Source organism: Streptomyces sp. ADI96-02, from assembly GCF_003846185.1.
Classification (GTDB): domain Bacteria; phylum Actinomycetota; class Actinomycetes; order Streptomycetales; family Streptomycetaceae; genus Streptomyces.
This window is the reverse complement of record NZ_ML123034.1, coordinates 6887511-6907715: the sequence shown is the minus strand read 5'-3', so window position 1 is coordinate 6907715 and position 20205 is coordinate 6887511. Positions and strand designations below refer to the sequence as shown.

Annotated in this window: 17 protein-coding genes and 5 pseudogenes; 10 read left to right on the top strand and 12 right to left on the bottom strand. The window is 70.6% G+C overall.

Annotation, left to right across the window (positions count from 1 at the left end; translation table 11 throughout):
• Positions 1-112 precede the first annotated feature (112 nt).
• The 3 genes from EES43_RS31670 (at position 113) to EES43_RS30120 (ending at position 1930) form a co-directional block, all read left to right on the top strand.
• Positions 113-298, top strand: coding sequence for a DUF4259 domain-containing protein (locus EES43_RS31670; RefSeq protein ID WP_241192591.1), 186 nt, complete (start codon positions 113-115; stop codon positions 296-298).
• 222 nt (positions 299-520) lie between these two features.
• Complete coding sequence (locus EES43_RS30125) at positions 521-838, top strand: nuclear transport factor 2 family protein (RefSeq protein WP_124272219.1); 318 nt, start codon at positions 521-523, stop codon at positions 836-838.
• Positions 839-1048: 210 nt separating this feature from the next.
• Positions 1049-1930 carry an aminoglycoside phosphotransferase family protein gene (locus tag EES43_RS30120; RefSeq protein WP_124272218.1) on the top strand — a complete coding sequence of 294 codons (882 nt, stop codon included), beginning with the start codon at positions 1049-1051 and terminating at the stop codon, positions 1928-1930.
• Between the two features lie 102 nt (positions 1931-2032).
• On the opposite strand, the pseudogene EES43_RS31665 reads toward EES43_RS30120, so the two are convergent.
• Together EES43_RS31665 and EES43_RS31660 are read right to left on the bottom strand one after the other, a co-directional pair.
• Positions 2033-2349 (bottom strand): annotated as a pseudogene (locus EES43_RS31665) (XRE family transcriptional regulator); the annotation flags it as partial.
• Positions 2344-2904 (bottom strand): annotated as a pseudogene (locus EES43_RS31660) (helix-turn-helix transcriptional regulator); the annotation flags it as partial. The pseudogenes EES43_RS31660 and EES43_RS31665, both read right to left, overlap by 6 nt.
• A gap of 77 nt (positions 2905-2981) precedes the next feature.
• On the opposite strand from EES43_RS31660, the gene EES43_RS30110 reads away from it, so the two are divergent.
• Positions 2982-3884, top strand: coding sequence for a hypothetical protein (locus tag EES43_RS30110; protein WP_124271710.1), 903 nt, complete (start codon positions 2982-2984; stop codon positions 3882-3884).
• Between the two features lie 38 nt (positions 3885-3922).
• Here the strand turns inward: EES43_RS30110 and EES43_RS30105 are convergent, their stop codons facing one another.
• From EES43_RS30105 to EES43_RS30925, 5 genes and pseudogenes are all read right to left on the bottom strand, one after another.
• Positions 3923-4456 (bottom strand): hypothetical protein, encoded by a 534-nt coding sequence (locus tag EES43_RS30105; RefSeq protein WP_124271709.1) that lies wholly within the window; start codon positions 4454-4456, stop codon positions 3923-3925.
• A gap of 408 nt (positions 4457-4864) precedes the next feature.
• A pseudogene (locus tag EES43_RS30100) lies at positions 4865-6259 on the bottom strand (IS1380 family transposase); the annotation flags it as partial.
• A 550-nt stretch (positions 6260-6809) separates the two neighbouring features.
• Positions 6810-8201 (bottom strand): calcium-binding protein, encoded by a 1392-nt coding sequence (locus EES43_RS31800; RefSeq protein ID WP_124271708.1) that lies wholly within the window; start codon positions 8199-8201, stop codon positions 6810-6812.
• A 519-nt stretch (positions 8202-8720) separates the two neighbouring features.
• A pseudogene (locus EES43_RS30090) lies at positions 8721-8912 on the bottom strand (hypothetical protein); the annotation flags it as partial.
• A 77-nt stretch (positions 8913-8989) separates the two neighbouring features.
• Positions 8990-9148, bottom strand: coding sequence for a hypothetical protein (locus tag EES43_RS30925; protein ID WP_164493077.1), 159 nt, complete (start codon positions 9146-9148; stop codon positions 8990-8992).
• On the opposite strand from EES43_RS30925, the pseudogene EES43_RS30085 reads away from it, so the two are divergent.
• Positions 9138-9512: pseudogene (locus EES43_RS30085) on the top strand (transposase); the annotation flags it as partial. The gene EES43_RS30925 and the pseudogene EES43_RS30085 sit on opposite strands and share 11 nt — an antisense overlap.
• Before the next feature lie 56 nt (positions 9513-9568).
• On the opposite strand, the gene EES43_RS30920 reads toward EES43_RS30085, so the two are convergent.
• Both EES43_RS30920 and EES43_RS30075 read right to left on the bottom strand, forming a co-directional pair.
• A complete protein-coding gene (locus EES43_RS30920) occupies positions 9569-9901 on the bottom strand; it encodes a response regulator transcription factor (protein WP_164493320.1) in 333 nt (110 codons plus the stop codon).
• A gap of 503 nt (positions 9902-10404) precedes the next feature.
• Positions 10405-10596, bottom strand: coding sequence for a hypothetical protein (locus EES43_RS30075; protein WP_124271706.1), 192 nt, complete (start codon positions 10594-10596; stop codon positions 10405-10407).
• Between the two features lie 631 nt (positions 10597-11227).
• Between EES43_RS30075 and EES43_RS30070 the strand changes: the two genes are divergently transcribed.
• The 5 genes from EES43_RS30070 to EES43_RS30050 are packed head-to-tail and all read left to right on the top strand — an operon-like array spanning position 11228 to position 16034.
• Positions 11228-12079 (top strand): SGNH/GDSL hydrolase family protein, encoded by an 852-nt coding sequence (locus EES43_RS30070; RefSeq protein ID WP_124271705.1) that lies wholly within the window; start codon positions 11228-11230, stop codon positions 12077-12079.
• A 1-nt stretch (position 12080) separates the two neighbouring features.
• Entirely contained in the window at positions 12081-13304 is a 1224-nt protein-coding gene (locus tag EES43_RS30065) for an acyltransferase family protein (RefSeq protein ID WP_124271704.1), read from the top strand.
• Positions 13305-13354: 50 nt separating this feature from the next.
• Positions 13355-14047: a response regulator transcription factor gene (locus EES43_RS30060; RefSeq protein ID WP_124271703.1), complete on the top strand. Its 693-nt coding sequence runs from the start codon at positions 13355-13357 to the stop codon at positions 14045-14047.
• Entirely contained in the window at positions 14044-15492 is a 1449-nt protein-coding gene (locus EES43_RS30055) for a sensor histidine kinase (RefSeq protein ID WP_124271702.1), read from the top strand. The genes EES43_RS30060 and EES43_RS30055 overlap by 4 nt, the downstream gene beginning before the upstream one ends.
• Complete coding sequence (locus tag EES43_RS30050; protein WP_124271701.1) at positions 15489-16034, top strand: GerMN domain-containing protein; 546 nt, start codon at positions 15489-15491, stop codon at positions 16032-16034. The genes EES43_RS30055 and EES43_RS30050 overlap by 4 nt, the downstream gene beginning before the upstream one ends.
• Positions 16035-16122: 88 nt before the next feature.
• Here the strand turns inward: EES43_RS30050 and EES43_RS30045 are convergent, their stop codons facing one another.
• The 3 genes from EES43_RS30045 to EES43_RS30035 are packed head-to-tail and all read right to left on the bottom strand — an operon-like array spanning position 16123 to position 19675.
• Complete coding sequence (locus EES43_RS30045) at positions 16123-18468, bottom strand: ABC transporter permease (RefSeq protein ID WP_124271700.1); 2346 nt, start codon at positions 18466-18468, stop codon at positions 16123-16125.
• Complete coding sequence (locus EES43_RS30040) at positions 18465-19154, bottom strand: ABC transporter ATP-binding protein (protein ID WP_124271699.1); 690 nt, start codon at positions 19152-19154, stop codon at positions 18465-18467. The genes EES43_RS30045 and EES43_RS30040 overlap by 4 nt, the downstream gene beginning before the upstream one ends.
• On the bottom strand, positions 19151-19675 hold the full coding sequence (locus EES43_RS30035) for a PadR family transcriptional regulator (RefSeq protein WP_124271698.1): 525 nt from the start codon (positions 19673-19675) through the stop codon (positions 19151-19153). Before EES43_RS30035 ends, EES43_RS30040 begins: the two co-directional genes overlap by 4 nt.
• Between the last annotated feature and the right edge of the window lie 530 nt (positions 19676-20205).

The following is a 20205-nucleotide window of genomic DNA, read 5'->3' as shown; positions in this document are numbered from 1 at the left end:
GGGAATCTACGACGGCGAGCGAGCCGTGGGCGCGGCGGCCCTGGTCGTCGCCCAGCATCCTGACGGCGATCCGGCGTGTTCGAACTATGGCCCATCAGAGCCGCTACCGTAGTTGGCTGCAGACCTTCGGATGCTCGCCGTCGACGCCCTGGACCAAGTGATCTCCAACCGGTCTGAACTCGCCGAGCTGTGGGCCGAAGCTGCGAACTGGTCGAAGTGGCGCCAGGACATCACCCGCCTCCGCAACGTCCTTGACCCTCCGATCCCGCCACAACGGGAAGCCCTGTTCCAGGTCTGATCGGTGACCAACAGTCACGGATTACAGAAGTTGAGCCAGAGCGTGAGTTCCGACGGCAGTTGGTGATCAACGCATCCCGGAATGTTGACGCGAAATGACGGCACTGCCGGTCGCTGCCCGCACCGTCGCCTATTCGCTGTGCCGAGACCAGAGAGATGTCCTTAGGGTGCGTGCGTGGCAGACGAGACCGAGCGGTTCGTTCGGGCGGCGATTACTGCAGAGATGCGGCTTCTCGACCCCGACGTGCGTGCTTCGCCAGCTCTGGTCTCGGAGCTTCTGGACCCGAAGTTCACCGAGATCGGAGCGTCGGGACGACACTGGGACGCAGCGTCGATTCTCACGGTGACGAGTACTGGTTCGGTGGTCCCGGAGTCCCCGGTGGTGGTCAGCGAGATGGCAGGGGTTGTACTCACTCCCGGCGTTGTTCATCTGACGTACTTCGCCGACAACAGCAGACGTCGTGCGTGGCGGAGCTCTTTGTGGCATCTGACGGAAACGGGCTGGCGGATGTACTTCCACCAGGGGACTTTGGCGAGTTGAGCGATTGGGCCCGTCACCTGTCAGGACGGCGGGCTGCTTGCGGTGGTTTCACAAGGTCACGGCCGGAACCCGCACCGGTCTGGAGGTGGCGTGCGCTGTAACGGAAGGCTGTCCGTCGCGTCCGGTAGGTTGCGACGTGCACCGACTTCCCTGTCGAGGAGGCCCGATTTGAACACATTGGCAGCGGACGAGATCCCGCATCAACTGGCGATGTCGTACGCTACGAGCTTCGGCGAGGAGGGAAGGGCCTGGCTGACCGGGCTGTTCGCTCTCGTGGCGGACATGCTGGAACGGTGGGATCTGGAGCGGGACGGTGCTGCGAGAGCCGGGGAAGCTTCTCTGGTGCTGCCGGTGCGACTCCCCGACGGCATACCCGCGGTCCTCAGGCTCCAGATGCCCAGGCAGGAGACCGCCGCCGCGCTGATCGGCCTGCGAACATGGGCCGGCGAGGGGATGGTGCGGCTACTCGATCACGACCCAGGGAGCGGCAGCATGCTCCTGGAGCGCCTGGACGGAGCTCGCACGCTGGCCTCGATCGTCGACGACGACGTGGCGATGAGCATCCTCGCCGAGCTTCAGGCGCGGCTGGTCGCCGTCCCCGCCCCGCGGGGCTTACGCGGTCTGGGCGACATCGCCTCCGAGATGCTGGAGCAGGTCCCCCGGGCGGTCACGCATCTGGTCGACCGGGCCGACCGGCGACTCCTGCGCAGCTGGGCATCGGCGGTGGCCGAACTGGCCGGTGAACCCGGAGACCGGATACTGCACTGGGATCTGCACTACGGCAACGTTCTCGCCGCACAGCGCGAGCCGTGGATCGCCATCGATCCCGAACCACTCGCCGGCGACCCGGGATTCGATCTGTGGCCCGCCCTGGACAGCAGGTGGGACGACGTCGTCGCGAAGGGCGACGCCCAGCGCATCGTGCGGCGCCGCTTCGACCTGCTCACCGATGTCCTCGGCCTGGACCGCGCACGCGCGACCGGCTGGACGCTGGGGCGGCTGCTGCAGAACTCACTCTGGGACATCGACGACGGCGAGACCCGGATCGCCCCGCCCTCCGTCACGATCGCCGAAGCGCTCCTCCGCCGGTGAGCTCCGACCAAGGGAGCGCTGGTGACAACAAGCCTGCATAGGCGGCAACTATCGTGCTTCGGCTCAACAGGCGGCGCTCACAGCGCCGCGCGCAGTGTGGGCTCAGAAGTCGAGGTCGAGGTAGTCGATGTCGTTGATGGCGACGTCCGAGAGGCCCTGGGCGCGGCTTCCGCCGTCCTGCAAGTACTGGTCGCTGAAGCCTTCCGCGATGATCGCGCGCAGGTGCCCGTCAGCCACTCCGGTGTCCCGGGCGTCGAACAGGCCGCGGGCGTAGGCAGGTGGCCGGCGAGGCGGCGGAAGCGGCCGTCGTCGGTCGTTCCGGGTGCGGCGGTGTATCCGAAGCGGGCCCGGGTCTCCACGGTGATGCCGCCGGTGACTACGGCCTGTCGCTGTCGGCGCTTGCGTACCAGGGGCAGCTCCGGGACCGTCCGGGCGGGGCAGTCGAGCACGATGCCGCCCGTGCCGTACGCGGTCACGTCACCGTCCAGTACCGCGAGCGGACCGTGCGGGAAGCGCGCGTCGAGCGCGGGTTTCGCGGCCTTCTTCGCCGCCGGGCAGCGCGAGGACGCCGCCGGGCAGGCGGCCGGGGGTTTCGGTGCGACCTGGGCGGCAGATGCCTCCACCGGAGCGGCGCTCTCCGCTTCGGTGGCCTCGGGCGCGGCCGGGCTGGTGCACGTCCCCGGGACCGGGGCCGGCTGCGGCGTGGCCGTAGAGGCGGTGCTGGGCGCGGGGTACTTCGCCGTCCAGCCGTTCAGCAGCCGCTGGTACGCCTCCAGGCGCGGTGACTTCGGCTCGGAACGGCCGTTCTCGTAGTTCTTCACCGACTGTACGGTCGACTTCAGGGCCTGCGCGAGGCGGGCCTGGGTGATACCGGCGGCCTCGCGCAACCGGGCGCGCTCCGCGAGGGACGGGAGCTGAGGCTCCTCCTCCAGCAGTGCGGCGACGTTCGCGAACAGCCCTTCCTCGGACGCCATGGGCGGGTCTCCTTTCACACTCGCCCTAGCATCGTTTACCCCAGTTTTTAACCCCTTTTAACCCATTTGACTACTTGATGGCGCTGGACTGGATCGAGACGGGCTGCGGCGATTGCGGGAAGTCAGCAGAAGGGGTGGAGAACCGAGAAACAAGCAACCGCGTCAACAACGCCGCGCGCACGCTTTCGGCGGTCACCACGTCGCTCCCCGTGCTGCGTCAGGATGTCGCGGACGTGGCGCGCGTGGTCCGCGAACTGCGCGACACGATGTGCGAGCTGTTCGCACGCCTGCCTGACCCTTCCGCCGCCGTCGACATTCCCCCCGTCCCGGAGCAGGCACCAGCGGTCGAGCAGCCGGAGCACGAACAGGACAGGTGCTCCGGGCCCGGCTTTCCGCAGCAGCTGGACACCGACGCGGCGACGGCCGCACCCGAGGGCGAGGACGGTGACGCCGACCGGACGAGGGACGGCGACCTCATCCAGGTCGACGCCGCGCACCGGCAGGCCGCAACCGAGACCGTCGCCAACGCCCTCGCGGACGAAGAAGGCGACTCCGCCCACAGCGGCCTCTCCGCGCCCCCAGAGCGTCCTCGCCGAGCACAGCATCGTGCTCGGCAGGGCGGGCGACCGTCGGCACCGTGCACCTGGTCTGCCACCGCGACCTGTGGGACTTCATCCAGGAACGCGCCGCCGACGTCCCCTCACTTCCGGGCCCCGGCCACACCCGCCGAGGAAAGCCACGATCGGCTGCGGATCGCCTTGTCCGGCCGTTCCGTCGTCGGCGTGCTGATCGCGATGAAGGGCATCCGACCCGAAGTCGCGGAACACGGAAAGGACGACGGCACCTGGGTCCTCTCCGGCGCCGTGTACAAGCGGCTGGTGCACGATCTCACCACCACCAGCCGCCACGGCACCGAACCCCCTGAACGTCATTTTCGACGACGGCACCGACGACGATCCCTCACATCAGTGACTCGCTGAGAAAACCTCACTGTCCAGGCGGCCTTGCGGTCAAGGCACTACAGACGGGTGTTCAACTCGTCCTGAGCGAAGGGGGCCATCTGGTCGCTCGGAGAGTTCAGCGCAGCAGTAATGGTCGCTGTGCCAGGGGCGAAGGGTGTGGAGGTCCCGCTGGTGACGTCGATCTCGGTGGTCTGGAGTGTGCCGTCGCAGGCGGGGTCGGACAGGGTGCTGGACAATGCTCCGGACAACTGGGTCGTGAAGGTGAACAGCTGCGTGTCGGCCGGGAGGCTGGAAGGGCAGGAGTACGAGATGTCGATGGTGACGGTGGCGCCGTTCAGGGTCGCGTCGGTGATCATGATGGACGAGGTTCCCGGAGTACCGGTGCCGGGGGGCGTCGTCGTCGGGTTGGTCACCGTGATCGGGCCCGTCTTGATGGCGTTCGCCGTCGCGGATCCCGAGCCCTTGGAGACGGCGATGGCCGTGGGGCCGGAGTCGCCGCCTCCATGCTGGGTGGCCGTGGCGGGCGTGGCGGAGAAAGCGACACCGGCGGCGGCCAGCGACAGGGCCACGAGTGAGGTACCGATACGCACGAGGTTTCCTTTCCGAAGGTGGGCCAGGTCCTGAACGCCGGCCCATACAGGCATGGATATCGCAGCGATCCCTCGAACCCCGGCATGTCAGCGCGTGGGCCTCTCACACATCCCAAGTTGGTCCGAATGCCTCCAACGCAACCACCGCCGAAGCCCTTCAACGCCGCGCCACGGCAGCCCGGGCGACAGCGCGCGTACGGATGGGTATGAGGTTCCTTTCCGATAAGCGGGTTGGCTCCTGAACGACCTCTCGCATAGGCTTAGCCTCGGCGTTTCAGTTGGAGCTGGTGGGCAACCGAGCGAGACTGTTTCAGGCTGTGTCGGCCGGTGGGCATAGTGACGGCCCGGCGCGAGGTCGGGTTCTCCGAGGTCTTTGTCGAGGTGGGCAGGGACGGCAGGTCGGCTGGCGGGACGGGGCAGTGCGGCCAGACGGTGGAACGCGGCCGCGAGTTCATGTCGCCAGGGCCAGGTCGCGGATATGCGAAGGCGGAGGCGGCGGCCGCCCCGGGTGATCCGGGCGCCGACGTGCAGGAGCCGGTAGCGGAGTTTCTTCGGCTCGGCAGTCGCGAGTTCGCCTTCCAGCAGGAGGACTCGAGTCCAGGCGAGGAGGTCGATCGCCGCAAGGCTGAGTTCGAGCCAGGCGGCGTTGACGCCGAAGCGGCGGGAGGGGAAGCGGCCGAATCCGGTGGTCTTGCCGCACCGGATGTGGTCCTCAACGGTGGCGTGCTGGCGGTGGCGGACCTCCAGGAACTGGGCCGGGCCGGAGGTGATGGGGGTGTCGGTGAGGAACACCTGGTGCCGCATACCCTCGTCCTGGTCGAACAGCGAGAGCTGGGCTCCGGGGTGGGGGCGTTCGCGGCGGACGATGATGCGGGTGCCGGCCGGGTAGCCGGCAAGATCGGTCATGCCGGTCGGTTCGGCGACCTCGGCGGACTCGCGGAGGGCGCCGTCCTGGTCGAGAGCGGGGTGCCAGACGTGCTCGGGCAAGGCCCGGATCACGTGGCGGATCGGTTCGGTGACCGCGTATCCCACAGAGAAGAAGGTGCGGATTCCCCGTGTTCGCAGGTCCCGAACGCGGGTGAGGAATGCTTTCGCGGATCCGGCGCTGTCGGTGCGGACGAGGATGTCGGTGCCGTGCCGGTGGGCATCGGGGATCTGTGCGAGAGCGTCGTCCAGGAGCGTGATGTGATCCGCAGCAGTGTTGGCTCCGGCGTTGCCGGGTCGCAGCCGTCCGGCCAGGGCCTCGCCGGTATTGGCCAGGAAACACACCAGCGGGTGGAAGCCGAAGCCTCCTTTGTAGGTGGGTGCGGCCGCCTCCTTCTCGGAGTGGCAGGGCACCAGTGTGGCGTCGATGTCCAGGACCAGGCCGGGCAGTTCCCGCCCGCCGGCTTTCGCCGCCGGTATGCCGTAGCGGGTCTCGTACGCCTGCAACCAGGCCACTTCGCGGGCCTGGGCACGGGCTGAGCGCAGACGGTTCAGTACACGTTCGTCGATGGCGGCCAGCAGCCGCCAGGCCGTCGGCGTCGAGGCGATGGGGCCGAACACCTCGCCCTGGTCCCGCAACGCGGCCAGATCCCCGATCGCCTCGCCGCCATCGGCGAGCATCACCGCGAGATCGACGGCGATCCGGCCCGGGGCATGACCAGTGCCGCGTGGCCGAAGTGGGCTCAGAGCGGCAAAGTACGAGCTGGTCAGCCCCGTGGCATCAGCAAGATCAGCCAGTAGCCGCGCTCCGGCGTGACCAACCACCCCGGCACCGTCAGCAGAGACATGGAGCTTGGGACGCGAACCGATACCCTGCACGTAGAAAGTGCCTTCCACCTGGACCGACAGAACCCCTAGACAAGGTTCATCGTCCCAGCTCAGAGGGCACTTTCGCGTTCCCGCCCATGATCCGGACGGGCCTCAAGCGAAAGCCCGAGGTTAGATGCCGCAGCGGCCATATCGAGCCAGGGAATGCCGCCGCGCGTACCCTCTCCTGCCTCACGGGTTGTGACTCTGGAAGGGCGTCGTTGGCGTGTGGGATGGTGGCTGGTTGTGAAGCTTCCCCTTGATCGTGGACACCTGGAGACTGGGATCTTGAGGTTCCAGAGGAAGAAGCACCAGGTGGGAAGATCCCCTGGGCGTCCGACCGAGACCCGCACGGAAGCGACCCCGTACCGCCCGATGCCTCTCGGCCTGCCTGTGCTCCCCCGTCGTCGACGCCGGCCCGGGTGGCCGCGCCCGAGTCGATGTCCTGGCCGCCGCACCCACCGTGGGCCGTTCCCGGCCCCGGACAGAAAGACGCCTCTCCCCCGCTGCGGGTGGAGAGGCGTCCTTGTGCGGGAAGAGTGAGGGCGATCGTGCCCAGCCCTCAGGCGTTGTTGCAGCCCGGACCGCCGGCAGGTCGGACGCATGTGTTGCGGCCGGGGCCGGCGTCGTTGGTGTTGGCGCCTGGGCCGCCGTCGAGGAAGTCGTTGCCCGCCTCGCCGAACAGGGCGTCGTCACCGGCACCGCCGTTGAGGACGTCGTTGCCGCTGCCTCCGTGGAGGGTGTCGTCGCCGTTGCCACCGCCAACGGTGTCGTTGCCGTTCTGGCCGTCAAGGAAGTCCTGACCGTCACCGCCGATCAGGACGTCGTTGCCCGCGCCGCCGCAGAGCAGGTCGTTGCCGCCCCGTCCGTCGATGACGTCGTTGCCTCCATAGCCGAAGATGACGTCGTCACCCGGGGTCCCGAACAGCACGTCGTTGCCCGGGGTCCCCTGCCGGACACCCGGCGAGGGAACCGCGTTCGCGCAGTCCTGGGGCAGCTCGTAGGTGATGGTCACCTGAGCGGGCCCCGACGCGGGGGTCGAGGAACCACCGGCGGGAACGAAGTTGGAGCCACCGCCACCGGCCGCCGGCCCCTGAACAGGGTCACCGCCGGGGCCATCCGTCAGGTTCGCACAGCCACCACCGCCGCCACCGCCGAACCATCCGGAACCGCCTCCACCGCCGCCGTACGTGCCGAACCCGCCGCCACCGCCGAAGCCCGCCGCGCCGTCATCCCCGGCGGACACCAACCCACCGCTGGAACAGGCGGCACCGCCCGCGCCAAAGGCTGCCTGGGTCCCACCAGCGCCCCCTCCGGCTCCCTCGGGAAGCTCACCGCCGGGCTGGCCGACGTCCCCGGCGTCACCCCCGGATGACTCAGAAGCAGGCACATCCGCGCTCACACCGCTTCCGCCGCCGCCTCCACCCGCCACGATCAGACGCGGGTCGGTGGCCGGATCACCAGTCGCCTCACAGCCGGCGGCGGTCGAGACGCAGGTACGCACGTCACTGGCCCCGCCCCCGAAGCCGCCGTTTCCGCCCACCCCTCCTCCGGGGAGAGACCCACCCGTGTCGACGTTGACGTACAGAGTGTCGGTGCCGGGAGGTACGGAGATGGTCCCCGTGACGGTCGAGCCCCGGCCACCGGGGGCAGTGGGATTATCGTTCTCGTCACTGCCCTGCCCACCTGCCGCACCAGTGGCGGTGACCATCAGCTCGTTGACCCCCGCCGGAACGGCAAAGGGCTGGTCGGCACCCGCGGTGAACGTCACCGGCGGCGCCGGCGCCGCGACCGCGGACGGCGCCATGACGACACCGCCTGCCACCAGCCAACCGGTTACGACACCGCACACCACACCACGGCGCATCCGCCCACGGGACAATTCGGCGGAGAACAGACGCGACGGCTCCTCGGTGAAAGTGCGCGCCGCTCTCCTGATGAACCTTCCACTCACGTTCGTACCCTTTCCGTGCGACACGGTCAGACACACTCCTGACCAGCGAACCATTCCCATCAGCTACGACTTATACACTTAGCGTGACTGAAGGGGTGCGTCCAGGCGCACCGGACAGTTCGCGGTCCGGACAGCCGGGCCACTCGGCCCAACCCGTGTCAGCCCGGCCCGTTCGGCGGCGAGGCGATGCAGAGCCCGTCCGTGCCCGTGATGCGTCGCCGGGTCGCACCTGCTGCTGGGCGGTGGCTTGGGCGCGGAGTTCCTCGGGTTCCCGGATCCGGTCCCGGAGCTGCCGTCGGGGGGCCGCCCGGACCTTGAGGTCGGTGTGTTCCTGTGTGGTCTTCCAGGTGGAGCGGTGGGCGATGACGGCCTGGGAGGGTGACGCGAGCCGGGCGGGTGACCGAAGACGCCTCGGTCGCGGAGCCGCTGGAGGCTGTCCGGGCCGCCGGGTCGGTACAGCGGCGGGGGCTCCATGTCGGCCTCGGCCACGCGCGCCCGCCGGGCGGTGCCGTGGTGGATTACGACCTCGTAGAGCGCGGCAGGGGAGAACGGGCGGCGCGATTCATCGAGCGCGGCTGTCCACTACCGCTCGAAGGCCGGCACCCACTGAGCGGCAGGCCGGTCGGCGCGCAGCCGGGCGAGGAGTTCGGCCGGAGCTCCCGGCGCGGGGACGTACGGGGTGGGGGGTGCGTGGTCGGGCTGCGCGCTCATCTGGTCCTCCCGGCGGGTCGTCACCTCACGGTACGCGCGCCGGGTGGCCGTGGACGCGGAGATGGGCGGATCCCCTCCTACCGGGTGCGCAGGGCGCGGGCGAGGGCCTGGGCGTGCTCGCGTAGCGGCTGGTCCTGCTTGTCCCAGGTGGCGGCCAGGTAGTTGAGGAGTTCGGCCGTCGCCCGTTCCGAGTCGCAACGTCGACGCGGGCGTGCTTGCGCGCGCCAGGTCGTCATCGACGCCGGTACTCGGCTTGTCGTGGCCGCCGGTCGGCCCGTACCCGGCAACCGCAACGACTGTGGAGCATGGGAGGAGCCCGGCGCCGGGGCCGCGTCGGCCGCACCACGGTCATCGCCGACGGCGGCTACCGGGGAACCGCTCTGATCATCCCGCACCGCAGAAAACCCGGCCAGACCGAACTCCCCGCCTGGAGAGAGGAACCCAACACCTCCCACCGCAGGGTCCGCGCCCGCGTCGAGCACGCCTTCGCCCGCATGAAGACCTGGAAGATCCACCGCGACTGCCGTCTCTCAAAGGCGACGGCGTCCACCACGCCATGCTCGGCATCGCCGCCTCCACAACCTCACCCTCGCCGGCTGACCGAGGAAGGAGACTGCTCTCAACACGCACGTCGGAGATCATTTACGGGACAACGCTCACCTCGCCGGTCTCCGCGCCTTGCTCATGTATGGGTTCCGCTGCGCCTGACTGCTTACGGCGGACTGTCGGGGGACGGAAGGGTCGGGTGCTCCTCGTTGGGTGGAGAGCGGGGCGGGGTAGAGCGGCACGAGGCCCAACCGGCACGCGGTCAGAGCGACTTCGACACGGTTGCGCACGTTCAGCTTGGTCAGGATGCTGGAAGCGTATGCCTTGATCGTGTTCTCGGCGACCCCCAGCCGTCTGGCGATCTCACGGTTCGACAGGCCGTTGCCGATACCGCGGACGACATCCAGTTCCCTGGAGTTGAGGTCGGCCAGTTCGCTGGGCACTGCCGCCGGGTCGTGGATCGGCAGGAACGTGAACCGGGAGAACAGACGCCGGATGGCCGGCCCCGCGAGGAAGGGCTCCCCGTCCGCGACTGATCGGATCGCGGTGGAAAAGACCCAGTCCGCCGAGTCCTTGATTACATAGCCATGGACTCCGCGCGCACGACGCGCAGCAACGTGTCGTCGGTGAGCTCCTGCGCCATGAGCGTCATCCGGGTGCGACGGGGGGGGTAGCACCGAGGTGGAGGAAGCCCTCGACCACGGAGAGGGGCAGGTGCCGGTGGCGCGGGTCTCGTTCACCAGGTGCCCGGTGACCGCGTACGGTCCGGCGGTCCTCGGCTTGCTGCCCGCGTGCCGCTCGTAGGTGCCGGACCGAGCAAGACCCACGGCATCGCCTTGCCGGAAGCGGTGACCTTGCTGTCGCGCAGGAACAGCGAGATGTGGCTGCCTTGCTGCGCGTGCTGCTGGTAGCGCTGCCCGGTCGTCGAGGTGGGCGCGGTCGAGTTCTACGACTCCCCGTGGAAGCGGGTCCGGCTGAACGCGTAGTCCTTGGAACGCCCTCTCGGGGAGAAGTCCCTCTTGTTCAGGGTGATCAGCAGGGGGCCGGCTCGGTTCGCCGGGTCCCACAGAACCCGCTGCGCGAAGAAGCCGGGGAGCTGACCGCCGAGGCGGGCCACCGGTGGACGAGGTGAAGCCACCCTTGCCTCACAGGTTGAAGAACAGCATCCGCGCCAGGGTCTGCCCCCACTCGGGCAGGGCGTCGTAGCCCGGAGCGTCGTCGGCAGTGAACTCCCTTTAGACGGAGGCACGTTCGGTGTCGTCGATGTGCAGGAAGCAGTGCATGCGCTTCAGCAGCGCAGCCTCGCCCGGCACTGAGGGGCGGCCTGTCGGCACACTCGCTCCTGGCGGTACGGGCTGGACGATGACCGTCGTCGGGCCAAGACCCGCAAACACACCGACATCCGCGGCACTGGCCGGCCACTCGACGCCACCGTGAGAACAGGCGGGGGCCAGCGCGCGGCTGAGGGGCGGGGGCCGCCGGCAGCCGCCGCTCACAGGAGTGTCCGGAGCCCTGATGTGCCCCGCCCCGGGCTGCAGGCTGACGTCGTGTCACGGGCAGGTACCGGAGCGGTCGGACCAGGGACGCGTGGCGGGGCCGGGGCGATGATGTGGTTCTGGTTCCGAGCAGTGCGGGGGGCACGGGTTCGCGGGTAACGGGCGCGCGGCCGGACGGGACTCCCCGACCCGATTGTGAGCGTTCTTCTCCCGCCGTATGAGCAGATGATGACGGCCGCCGTCCGGAGCCGAAAGCGTTGCTCTACTGCGGTCATGGACAACGCACGAAAGACCTCGACCGGCCACCGCCCTCTCCCCACCTCCCGCCGTACCCTGACCGCCGCGACCGCCGCGGTCGTCCTCGGGGCGGCCCTGCTCGCGTGCGGCGGTGGAGAGGGTGAGGGCACGCGCTCAAGCGGCCGGACCGACAGGACGGCCGCCGGCGACCCGGTCGGGCGCGGCGGCGACACCAAGGTGCTGTGGGTGGGCGACTCCATCGCCGGCGCCCAGGCTCCGGCCCTCGGCGCGGCCCTTGACGCCGCCGGGGTGACGTTCCAGAACGCCGCCTCCGACGGCGGCGGCACGATCGTCGCGGGCGGCGACGAGATCACCGAGAAGATCTCCGACGACACCTGGAAGGCGCTGGAGAAGCAGATCGAGTCGTTCAAGCCCACCGTGATCGCCTACCAGATCACCACCTACGACTGGGGCACGCCGCAACAGCAGCGCGACGCCTACGAGAAGCTCGTGAGCGCCGCCGAGGAGGCCGGGGCCAAGGCGGTGTTCGTCTCGGCTCCCCCGATAAGGATCGACGACTTCTACCGCCCGCACGAGAAACGGTTGAAGAGCGCCCCGGAGTCGGCAGCCGAGACCGCCGAGGCCAACGCGGACAACGCGCTGTTCCTGGACTCCGGGCAGCTGTGGGGCGAGGACGCCTCGGCGCCGAAGGCCGAGCGGGCGGCCGACGGCATCCACAACTGCCAGCAGGGTGCGGCCGCCTTCGCGAACTGGTTCGTCAAGGAGCTGGGGAACAAGGAGGGGTTCACCCCGGCGAAGCCGGACGCCTGGGCGGCGGGGAAGTGGACCGGCGACAAGCGGTTCGCCACGCTCGGCTGCGACGGCTGAGATGGCGCACACGGCACCGGTCGTGCGGGGGCGGACGGCCCGAGCAGCGGGCGGGCGGCAGTCGCACGTCCACGCCCTGGACGGGTTGCGCGGGGTGGCCGTCGCCGCCGTCCTGCTTTTCCACGCCGGTCTCCTCAACGGCGGCTTCCTCGGCGTCGACCTGTTCTTCGCCCTGTCGGGGTTCCTCATCACCGGGATCCTGCTCGGCACCGCGCAGAGCGAACGGCGCGTGCCGCTGGTGCGGTTCTGGACGCGCCGTGCCCGGCGGCTGCTGCCCGCCCTGGTGTGCATGGTGGCGGTAGCGCTGCCGGCGTCCTGGGCCTGGGGGACCACAGCCCAGTTGCGGTTCGCGGTCCAGGACGCGCCCTGGGTGGCCCTCCAGGGGGTGAACTGGCACTACATCACCGAGCAGGTCGGCTACTGGCAGGCGTCCGACAGCCGGGTCTTCGCCCATATGTGGAGCATCGCGGTGGAGTGGCAGTTCTACCTGGTGTGGCCGGTGGTCGTGGCGCTGGTCGCGAGGCGCCGGCACGCGCAGCGTATCGTGCTGGCGGTGGCGGGGGCCGGGTCCCTCGTGTCGCTCGCCCTGATGCTCCAGCTCGGCGCCGCCGTGGACACCACCCGCGCCTACGAGGGCACGGACACCCGGGCGGCGGCGCTGCTGCTGGGAGCCGTGGCCGCCACCGAGCCCGTGCGACGGCGCGTGCGCCGGACGCCCGGGTGGGCGGCCGACGGGGCCTGCGCGGCGCTGCTGACCGGACTGGGCCTGTCCTGGGCGGTCACCAGGGGCGAGGAGACACCCCTGGTTTTCCAGGGCGGTCTCTTCGTTCACTCCCTGGCCGCCACCGTGCTGATCGTGCTGCTGGTCGAGGCCCCCCGGGGCCGGGCGGCGGCGCTGGTCGGGAGCCGCGTCCCGACCTGGCTCGGCGAGGTCTCCTACAGCCTGTACCTGTGGCACTGGCCCGTCTACCTCCTGCTACTCCCGCGCCTCGCCGATCTGGGGAAATGGGGCGGTGCCGCGGTGGCGATCGCGGTGTCCCTGGTGCTCGCCGAGGCGTCGTGCCGGTTCGTGGAGGACCCGGTGCGGTTCCGCTCCGGCTGGGCGCGAGGACGACGTGGGCCCCGGGTGGTGGCCGCGCTGACGGTCGGGGCCGTCGTGCTGTGGGCGGTTCTCCCGGTGCCGGTCCTCGGAGCGGACACCGTGGACATCACGCAGTTGACCTGAGCCGACCGGTACGGTGGACGACTACCGCACCGCTGGAGGAAGCGCTGTCCATGACCCGTGTGCTGCTGATCGAAGACGATCCCGCCGTACGCCGAGGCGTCCTCCTCGGCCTGTCCCGCAACGGGCACGAGACCGAGGGTGTGGGCACCGGGGAGGACGGCCTGGAGGCCCTGGCGCACTTCCGGCCCGACCTCGTGCTGCTGGATCTCATGCTGCCGGGGATGAGCGGGCTGGAGGTCTGCACCCGCGTCCGGGCGGCCGGGCAGACTCCGATCATCATCCTGTCCGCGCGCGGCGACGACATCGACGTCGTCGTCGGCCTGGAGGCGGGGGCGGACGACTACATCGTCAAGCCCGCCGGCACGGCGCTGATCGAGGCGCGGATGCGCGCGGTGCTGCGCCGGGTCGCACCGCGCCAGGCCGACGCCCCGGCCGGAACGAGCGTCTTCGGCGACCTGGAGATCGACCGGCAGGCGCTGATCGTCCGCAAGGAGGGGGCGGAGCTGTCACTGGCGCCCTCGGAGCTGAAACTGCTGCTGTTCCTGAGCGCGTCGCCCGAACAGACCTTCAGTCGGCAGCAGTTGCTGGAGGACGTCTGGGAGCACAGCTACTACGGCGACGTCCGTCTCGTCGACGCCTGCGTGATGCGGCTGCGTGCCAGGCTCGAGATGAACGCCCGCCGACCGGTCTACGTGCAGACCGTACGGGGCTTCGGCTACCGGTTCGGGCCGCTGCCATCGTGAGGCTCGGCTTCCCCCAGGGGCTGCGGCCGCGCCTGATCATCGCGTTCATCCTCGTCACGGCGCTGAGCTCGCTGCTCACCGCCACCCTCACCTTCCGCCAGGCGCGCGGCACGATCGTGGAACGGGCGCAGGACAACGCGGTGCGCGACCTGCGCCAGCAGGTCAGCTCCCTGGCGCCGAACCTGCCGACCAAGCCCAGCGGCGACGATCTGGCCTCCTTCGTCCGCCAGTTGGACCGGGCGGGCGGCCCCCGGCGCTGGCGCACGGCGGCCACCCTCGCGGGCGCTCCTGCGGTGGGGGCGCAGGACGCCGCCACCGCGTCGCTGCGGCGGGCGATGCGGGACGGGTCGCGCGCGTACGTCGAACGCTCCGGCTCCGAGAGCCCCCGGCTCCACATCGTCATGCCCGTCGACCACACCACCCCGCAGAGGGACCCGGACGTGGTGCCGGAGCTCATCGTGTACGCCGTCGTGCCGCTGGACGGCGAGCAGGCCGACGTGTCCGCGTTGATCGCTGCGGCCTGGGCGGGCGCGGCGCCGGCCCTGCTGCTCGCCGTGGTCCCCGCCCTGTTCGCGGCCCGCCAGGTGCTGCGCCCGGTGCGCAGGCTCCGCGTCGCGGCCGAGAAGCTCACGTCCGGGGCGCTGGAGACCCGGTCCGCGGTCGTCGGCGGCGACGAACTGGCGGGTCTCGCCGTGACCTTCAACACGATGGCGGCCACTCTGGAGAAGGACGCGGCGGAGCTGCGGCGGATGGAGGCCCATGCCCGGCGCTTCGTCGCGGACGTCTCCCACGAACTGCGTACGCCGCTGGCGGCCATGGTCGCGGTCACCGGCGTGCTGGACGCCGACGCCAGGTCCGGGGGCCTTCCCCCGGACACGGCCGAGGCGCTGCGCCTGGTGAGCGAGGAGACCAGGAAGCTGGCGGCCATGGTGGAGGACCTGATGGAGATCTCCCGCTTCGACGCGGGGGCGGCCACGCTCGCTTCGGACGACGCCGATCTGAGGACCATCGTCGGCAAGACGCTCCAGCTGCGCGGCTGGGAGGACTCCTCCCAGGTCGCCTGCGAGCTGCCGGAGAGCGACGTCCGGGTCCGTGTGGACCCGCGCCGCTTCGACGTCGTCCTCGCCAACCTCGTCGGCAACGGCCTGCGGCACGGCGCCCCGCCCGTCACCGTGCGGGCCGCCGTAACCGGGCAGGCGCTGGTGGTCGAGGTCGGCGACCACGGCCCGGGCATCCCGCCCGACGTCCTCCCGTACGTCTTCGACCGCTTCCACAAGGCTGATTCCGCCCGTGCCCGGTCCACCGGCAGCGGCCTGGGGCTGGCGATCGCGTTGGAGAACGTGCGCCTTCACGACGGTTCCCTCACCGCCGCCAACCTCCCCGGCGGCGGCGCGTTGTTCACTGTGACCCTCCCCCACGCGCGGCCGGACGGAGGCGTGTCGTGACCAGGCTCCGGGGCTTTCTGCTGCCTCTCCTTCTGGCCGTGCTGACGGGCTGGGGGGCCGCCGGGTGCGGGCTCGGCTCCACCGGGCCCGTCCCGGCCGGCGCCCCCGCCTCCGGGTTCCAGGGCCAGAGTGGCGGCGCGTCAGTCCGCCTCTACTTCGTCGGCAGGGACGGGCTGCAGGCCGTCTCCCGCCCTGCCGCCACCGCCCCGGATCCACAGGCGGCCCTGGACCTCCTGGTGCGCGGACCGGACGAGGCGGAGCGGGCCCGCGGGCTGACGACCGAGGTGGCAGCGAGCGAGGACCGCCTCACCGCCGGGGTAGCCGACGGGACGGTCGACCTGCGACTCGCCGAGTCGGTCGCCCTGATGCGAGGCATGGGGGGCCTCGGCCTCGCCCAGATCATCTGCACCGTGGCCAACGCCGACGTCCCCGGCGGACGGCAGTCGACCGAGGTCGACGTCCGTGTCTACGAACCGCGGAGCGACGATCCATGGATGGTCCGCTGCGACGCGGCGGGCAACGTGATCCCCCGGCGAGCCTGACGCGCGCCGCCCCCGCGCGGCCGGACCGGTCGCCGACCGCAACGCCACGCCGTGCGGGCGCCCGTACGGTGTGCGGGCGCCCGTACGGCTACTCCGCGCGCAGCCCGTCCGGCCGCATCAGCCGCAGCAGCAGCGGCAGGCTGCACAGGGTCACCGCAAGGACCACTGCCACGCCCATGCCGGTCATGGACAGGACCCCGGCCCAGTCGACGCGGACCGCCTCCCCCGTCATCGTCAGGAGCGCCGCGCCCAGGCCCAGGCCGATCGTCGCGGCCAGCACCAGGCCGAGCGCGACGGGGACCGCCGTCTGCCACAGCACCGACAGGCTCAGCGTGCGGCGCCGGGTGCCGAAGGCGACCAGGGCCGCCAGCAGCTTCCTGCGCTCCCGCAACTGCTCCAGCTGCCCCACCAGGAGGCTGGCGCCTATCAGCGCCATGACGCAGGTCGCCCCGATGAGCAGGCCGTCGCGTATGGCGCCGAACCCGCCGGCCGACTCCGCGTCGGACAGGGTCCGGGACCGCGCCAGCGGGTCGACGACCGCCACGGTGTTGCGGACGTGGTCCCGGGCGTCCGGGACCGACTCGTCGAGCCGCAGGTACGCCTGCCCCGTCAGGGCGGGGGCCAGGTCCGGCCCCGCAGCCTTCGGGGTGAGCAGGAACCCGCCTCGCTCCTCGTCGCCCAACAGGCCGGGCCGCGGTTCGGCCGTCTTCATCCCCTCGGGCACCGTCCAGGGGATCTCCAGGCCCTTGGGGGCGTCGTCGTAGGACGGGTCGAGGTACAGCTCCCGGCCGACCGCCGCCAGCTTCGCCATGTCCGTGCCGGAGTCCCCCTCGGCGCCGCGGACGACGAAGACGTCGCCGTCGGAGCACGATCCCACGTCGGCGATCCCGCGCAGGGCCGCGCAGGTCCCCACGGCCAGCTGCGTGGTGTTCTCCGCGTTCTGGGAGGCGTCTCCCACATAACCCGAGGAGAAGTCGAGGACGGACTTCACACCCCTGGCCTCCCGGAGGTTCGCCGCGGCCGGGGCCGTCGGAGTACCGGCCGGGAGGGTCACCTCCATCTGCGCCCGGGACATGTCCTGCCCGGTGGGCTTGGTGTAGTCGCTCTCCATGCTGACGAACATCATCTGGAGGGCGATCGCCCCGGCGACAGCTACCGCGACACCGTTGACCATGCGGGCCGCCGCGCCGCTGTTCATCTGGAGGCTGCGCACGGCGAGCTGCCAGGAAACCGAGCCGGATCCAAGCCGGGAGACGACGCTCTCCACGACCCACGGGAGCAGCGCGGTCACGCCGACCAGCAGCAGGATCACACCGGCGGCGACCATGTACTCGTTGAAGTCGCCCTCGACGCCCTTGGTGATCATCGGGAAGAGCAGGGCCAGCCCTGCCAGCGGCAGCAGCAGTCGCCACCACAGCCGGCGCCGGGCCGGGCGCCCCGCGCGGACCACCCCGAGCGGCTCGATGACCACCCCGCGCAGCGCGATCAGCGTCACCAGCACCGCCGCCGTCGGCACCGCCACGGCGACCAGCAGGGCCAGCAGCGGGGATGGATTCAGATAGCTCGGGAACACGCTGTAGCCGAGGAGTTCGACCCCGCCCGCCAGTTGGCGGGCGACCAGGAAGAACCCGGCGCCGAAGACCAGTCCGAGGAGCGAGCCCGCCATCGCCTCGCCGGCGGCGACCCGTCGGGTCATGCGGCTGTCGGCGCCCACCAGCCGCAGGGCGGCCAGCCTCCGGTCCCGGCGGTCGCCGCCGAACCGCACGGCCGCAGCGATGAACACCGCGACCGGCATCAGCAGCACCACCAGGCCGACCAGGCTCAGCAGTATGAGGATCGGGTCGGACTGGTCCTTGCCGGAGTTCTTGATCCCGAAGCCGTCGACGCGTTCGGCCCTGCTGGTTTCGCTGTCCAGTCGGGAGGCGAGGCCGTCGGCGCCCCGGTAGAAGACGAGTTCACCCGAGCCGACCAGTCCGGCCTCGCCCATGGTGCCGACGATCGCGCCCGGCAGCCGCTCGCGCAGCAGCGCGCCCGGGTCCGACTTGAGCAGTTCCCTCAGCGCGGGCGAGACGATCATCTCCCCCTTCGCGGGGAACCTGTCCAGCCCCGGCGGCAGCGGCGCCTTCGCCCCTTCGGGCTGCACCTCCCGACCACGTACGGTCGTGTCCCGGAAGTCGGTGCTGACATCGGCGACCAGGAGGGTGTCGTCGGCCCTCTTCAGATCGGCCGCGGAGTAGCCGATGTCCGTACGGGCGTTCTCCCGCTCAGCCCGGACCACGAACGCGTTGGGCAGTGCCGTGGCCATCAGGAGCAGGGCCACGCCGAGGCCGACGCCGACGGCGGTCAGGGCGGCCCGCAGCCAGCCCTCACGGCCGCCGGTGAAGGCGAAGCGGACGCCCAGCATCATGTCAGCAGCCCATCGGCGCGCCTTCATACGTCGTGCTCCACATCCCGGGACTTGCCGTCCCGTACGACAACCTCGCGGTCGGAGTAGGCAGCCACCCGCGATTCGTGCGTGACCAGGACCACGGCCGCGTTGGTGGAGCGAGCGGCTTCCGTGAAGAGCTCCATGACGCGCTCGCCGTTGAGGGAGTCCAGCGCCCCGGTCGGCTCGTCGGCGAAGATCACGCGTGGGCCGGTGACCAGCGACCGCGCCACCGCGACCCGCTGGCCCTGTCCGCCGGAGACCTCGCCGGGCCGCTTCCCGCTCAGCCCGTCGACCTCCAGTCTCTGCATCCAGGACAGCGCTGCCCGCTCGGCCGTCCTGCGGGGCGTGCCGTTCAGGCGCAGCGGCAGGGCGACGTTCTCGACGCAGGTCAGGTCCGGCACCAGTTGGCCGAACTGGAACACGAAGCCGAACTCGCTGCGGCGCAGGGCGCTGCGCTCGGTGTCGTGCATGGCAGACAGCTCGCGCCCTTCGTACAGGATCGTGCCCGAGTCAGGCGGCACGATGCCGGCGAGGCAGTGCAGCAGCGTCGACTTCCCGGAGCCGGAGGGGCCCATGATGGCGACGACCTCGCCCGGGTGGATGGAGAACTCCGCGCCGTCGAGGGCGGGAGTGGGGCCGTATGCCTTGCGGAGCTGCTGAGCCGAGAGCAGGGAACCTGCGGGAGGAGTCATCGGGTCACCGCCTCACTGAGCTTGTCGAGGCGCGCCGCGACCAGCTCCAGCCAGCGCAGGTCGGCCTCCAGATGGAAGAGGGCATGGTCGCAGATGAGCTGGTCGGCGAAGTCGCCGTAGCGCTTGCGGTCGGTGTGGATCCGCATACTGCGCAGGTGCTCGGAGCGCTGCGTGTCGAGGAGGTTGGCGGCGTTGCGTCCGGTGAGCAGCGCCAGGACGACCTTGGTGTAGAGCGTCGACTGAAGGTACGGCTCGGGCTTCTCCGGCGTGGCGAGCCAGCCCTGCACGTCGATGACGCCCGCGTCGGTGATGGCATACCGCTTGCGCTCGGGACCGCCGCTCGTCTCGGTGCCGTCGACGACGACGAGGCCGTTCTTCAGCAGGCGGGACATCGTCGAATAGACCTGCCCGTAGTGCAGCGGGCGGTTGTGACTGAACTTCTCGTCGAACGCCCGCTTGAGGTCGTAACCGTGGCGCGGACCGGATTCCAGGAGCCCTAAGAGGCTGTGACCAATGGACATGCAGGGGACTATACGCATGGCGTATAAGCCCGATGTATACACACGGTGCATTGTTCGCGTCAGGCGGTGCGAGAGTGCAGGCGGGAGCCGATTGTCACAGTTCCGAAACTGCGGAAGTCGGGCTTCCCGGGAGTCCGTTGGCGCGACTTCCGCCGAGGTGGACCACGGCGGCAACGACACCCGCGGGGGCCCGACGGGCGCGACCGCCGGGCCTTCAGGCCCGGAATACCGTCGCGGCAGGCGTACCGTACTCCGTCCGCCCCTCCGAGCCCGACCGAACGCAGTGCCCCGGTTCACTCCCGGCTCACGGACCACCACAGTCGCATTCCCCACGCCATCCAGCCGCTCGGGGAAAGGCTCTCTCACACCGATCTGCCGGACCGCCACCCGACGCGCGACACCAGCCACCCGGCGTCGCGGGCCCCTTGACCAACGCGGGGCGCCCGCGCCCGGGCTCCCCGCCACGCCCGCAACACCGTGCCCGTCAGTCCGTCGTCCCGACGCCCGACGCCCGAGGCCCGCCGCCCTCC

Excerpts from the sequence above, each read along its gene's own strand:
- EES43_RS30125 (WP_124272219.1), top strand. The coding sequence starts at position 521 with ATGCGGCTTCTCGACCCCGACGTGCGTGCTTCGCCAGCTCTGGTCTCG.
- EES43_RS30120 (WP_124272218.1), top strand. The coding sequence starts at position 1,049 with ATGTCGTACGCTACGAGCTTCGGCGAGGAGGGAAGGGCCTGGCTGACC.
- EES43_RS30110 (WP_124271710.1), top strand. The coding sequence starts at position 2,982 with ATGGCGCTGGACTGGATCGAGACGGGCTGCGGCGATTGCGGGAAGTCA.
- EES43_RS30925 (WP_164493077.1), bottom strand. The coding sequence starts at position 9,148 with ATGACGACCTGGCGCGCGCAAGCACGCCCGCGTCGACGTTGCGACTCG.
- EES43_RS30070 (WP_124271705.1), top strand. The coding sequence starts at position 11,228 with ATGGACAACGCACGAAAGACCTCGACCGGCCACCGCCCTCTCCCCACC.
- EES43_RS30065 (WP_124271704.1), top strand. The coding sequence starts at position 12,081 with ATGGCGCACACGGCACCGGTCGTGCGGGGGCGGACGGCCCGAGCAGCG.
- EES43_RS30060 (WP_124271703.1), top strand. The coding sequence starts at position 13,355 with ATGACCCGTGTGCTGCTGATCGAAGACGATCCCGCCGTACGCCGAGGC.
- EES43_RS30045 (WP_124271700.1), bottom strand. The coding sequence starts at position 18,468 with ATGAAGGCGCGCCGATGGGCTGCTGACATGATGCTGGGCGTCCGCTTC.
- EES43_RS30040 (WP_124271699.1), bottom strand. The coding sequence starts at position 19,154 with ATGACTCCTCCCGCAGGTTCCCTGCTCTCGGCTCAGCAGCTCCGCAAG.
- EES43_RS30035 (WP_124271698.1), bottom strand. The coding sequence starts at position 19,675 with ATGTCCATTGGTCACAGCCTCTTAGGGCTCCTGGAATCCGGTCCGCGC.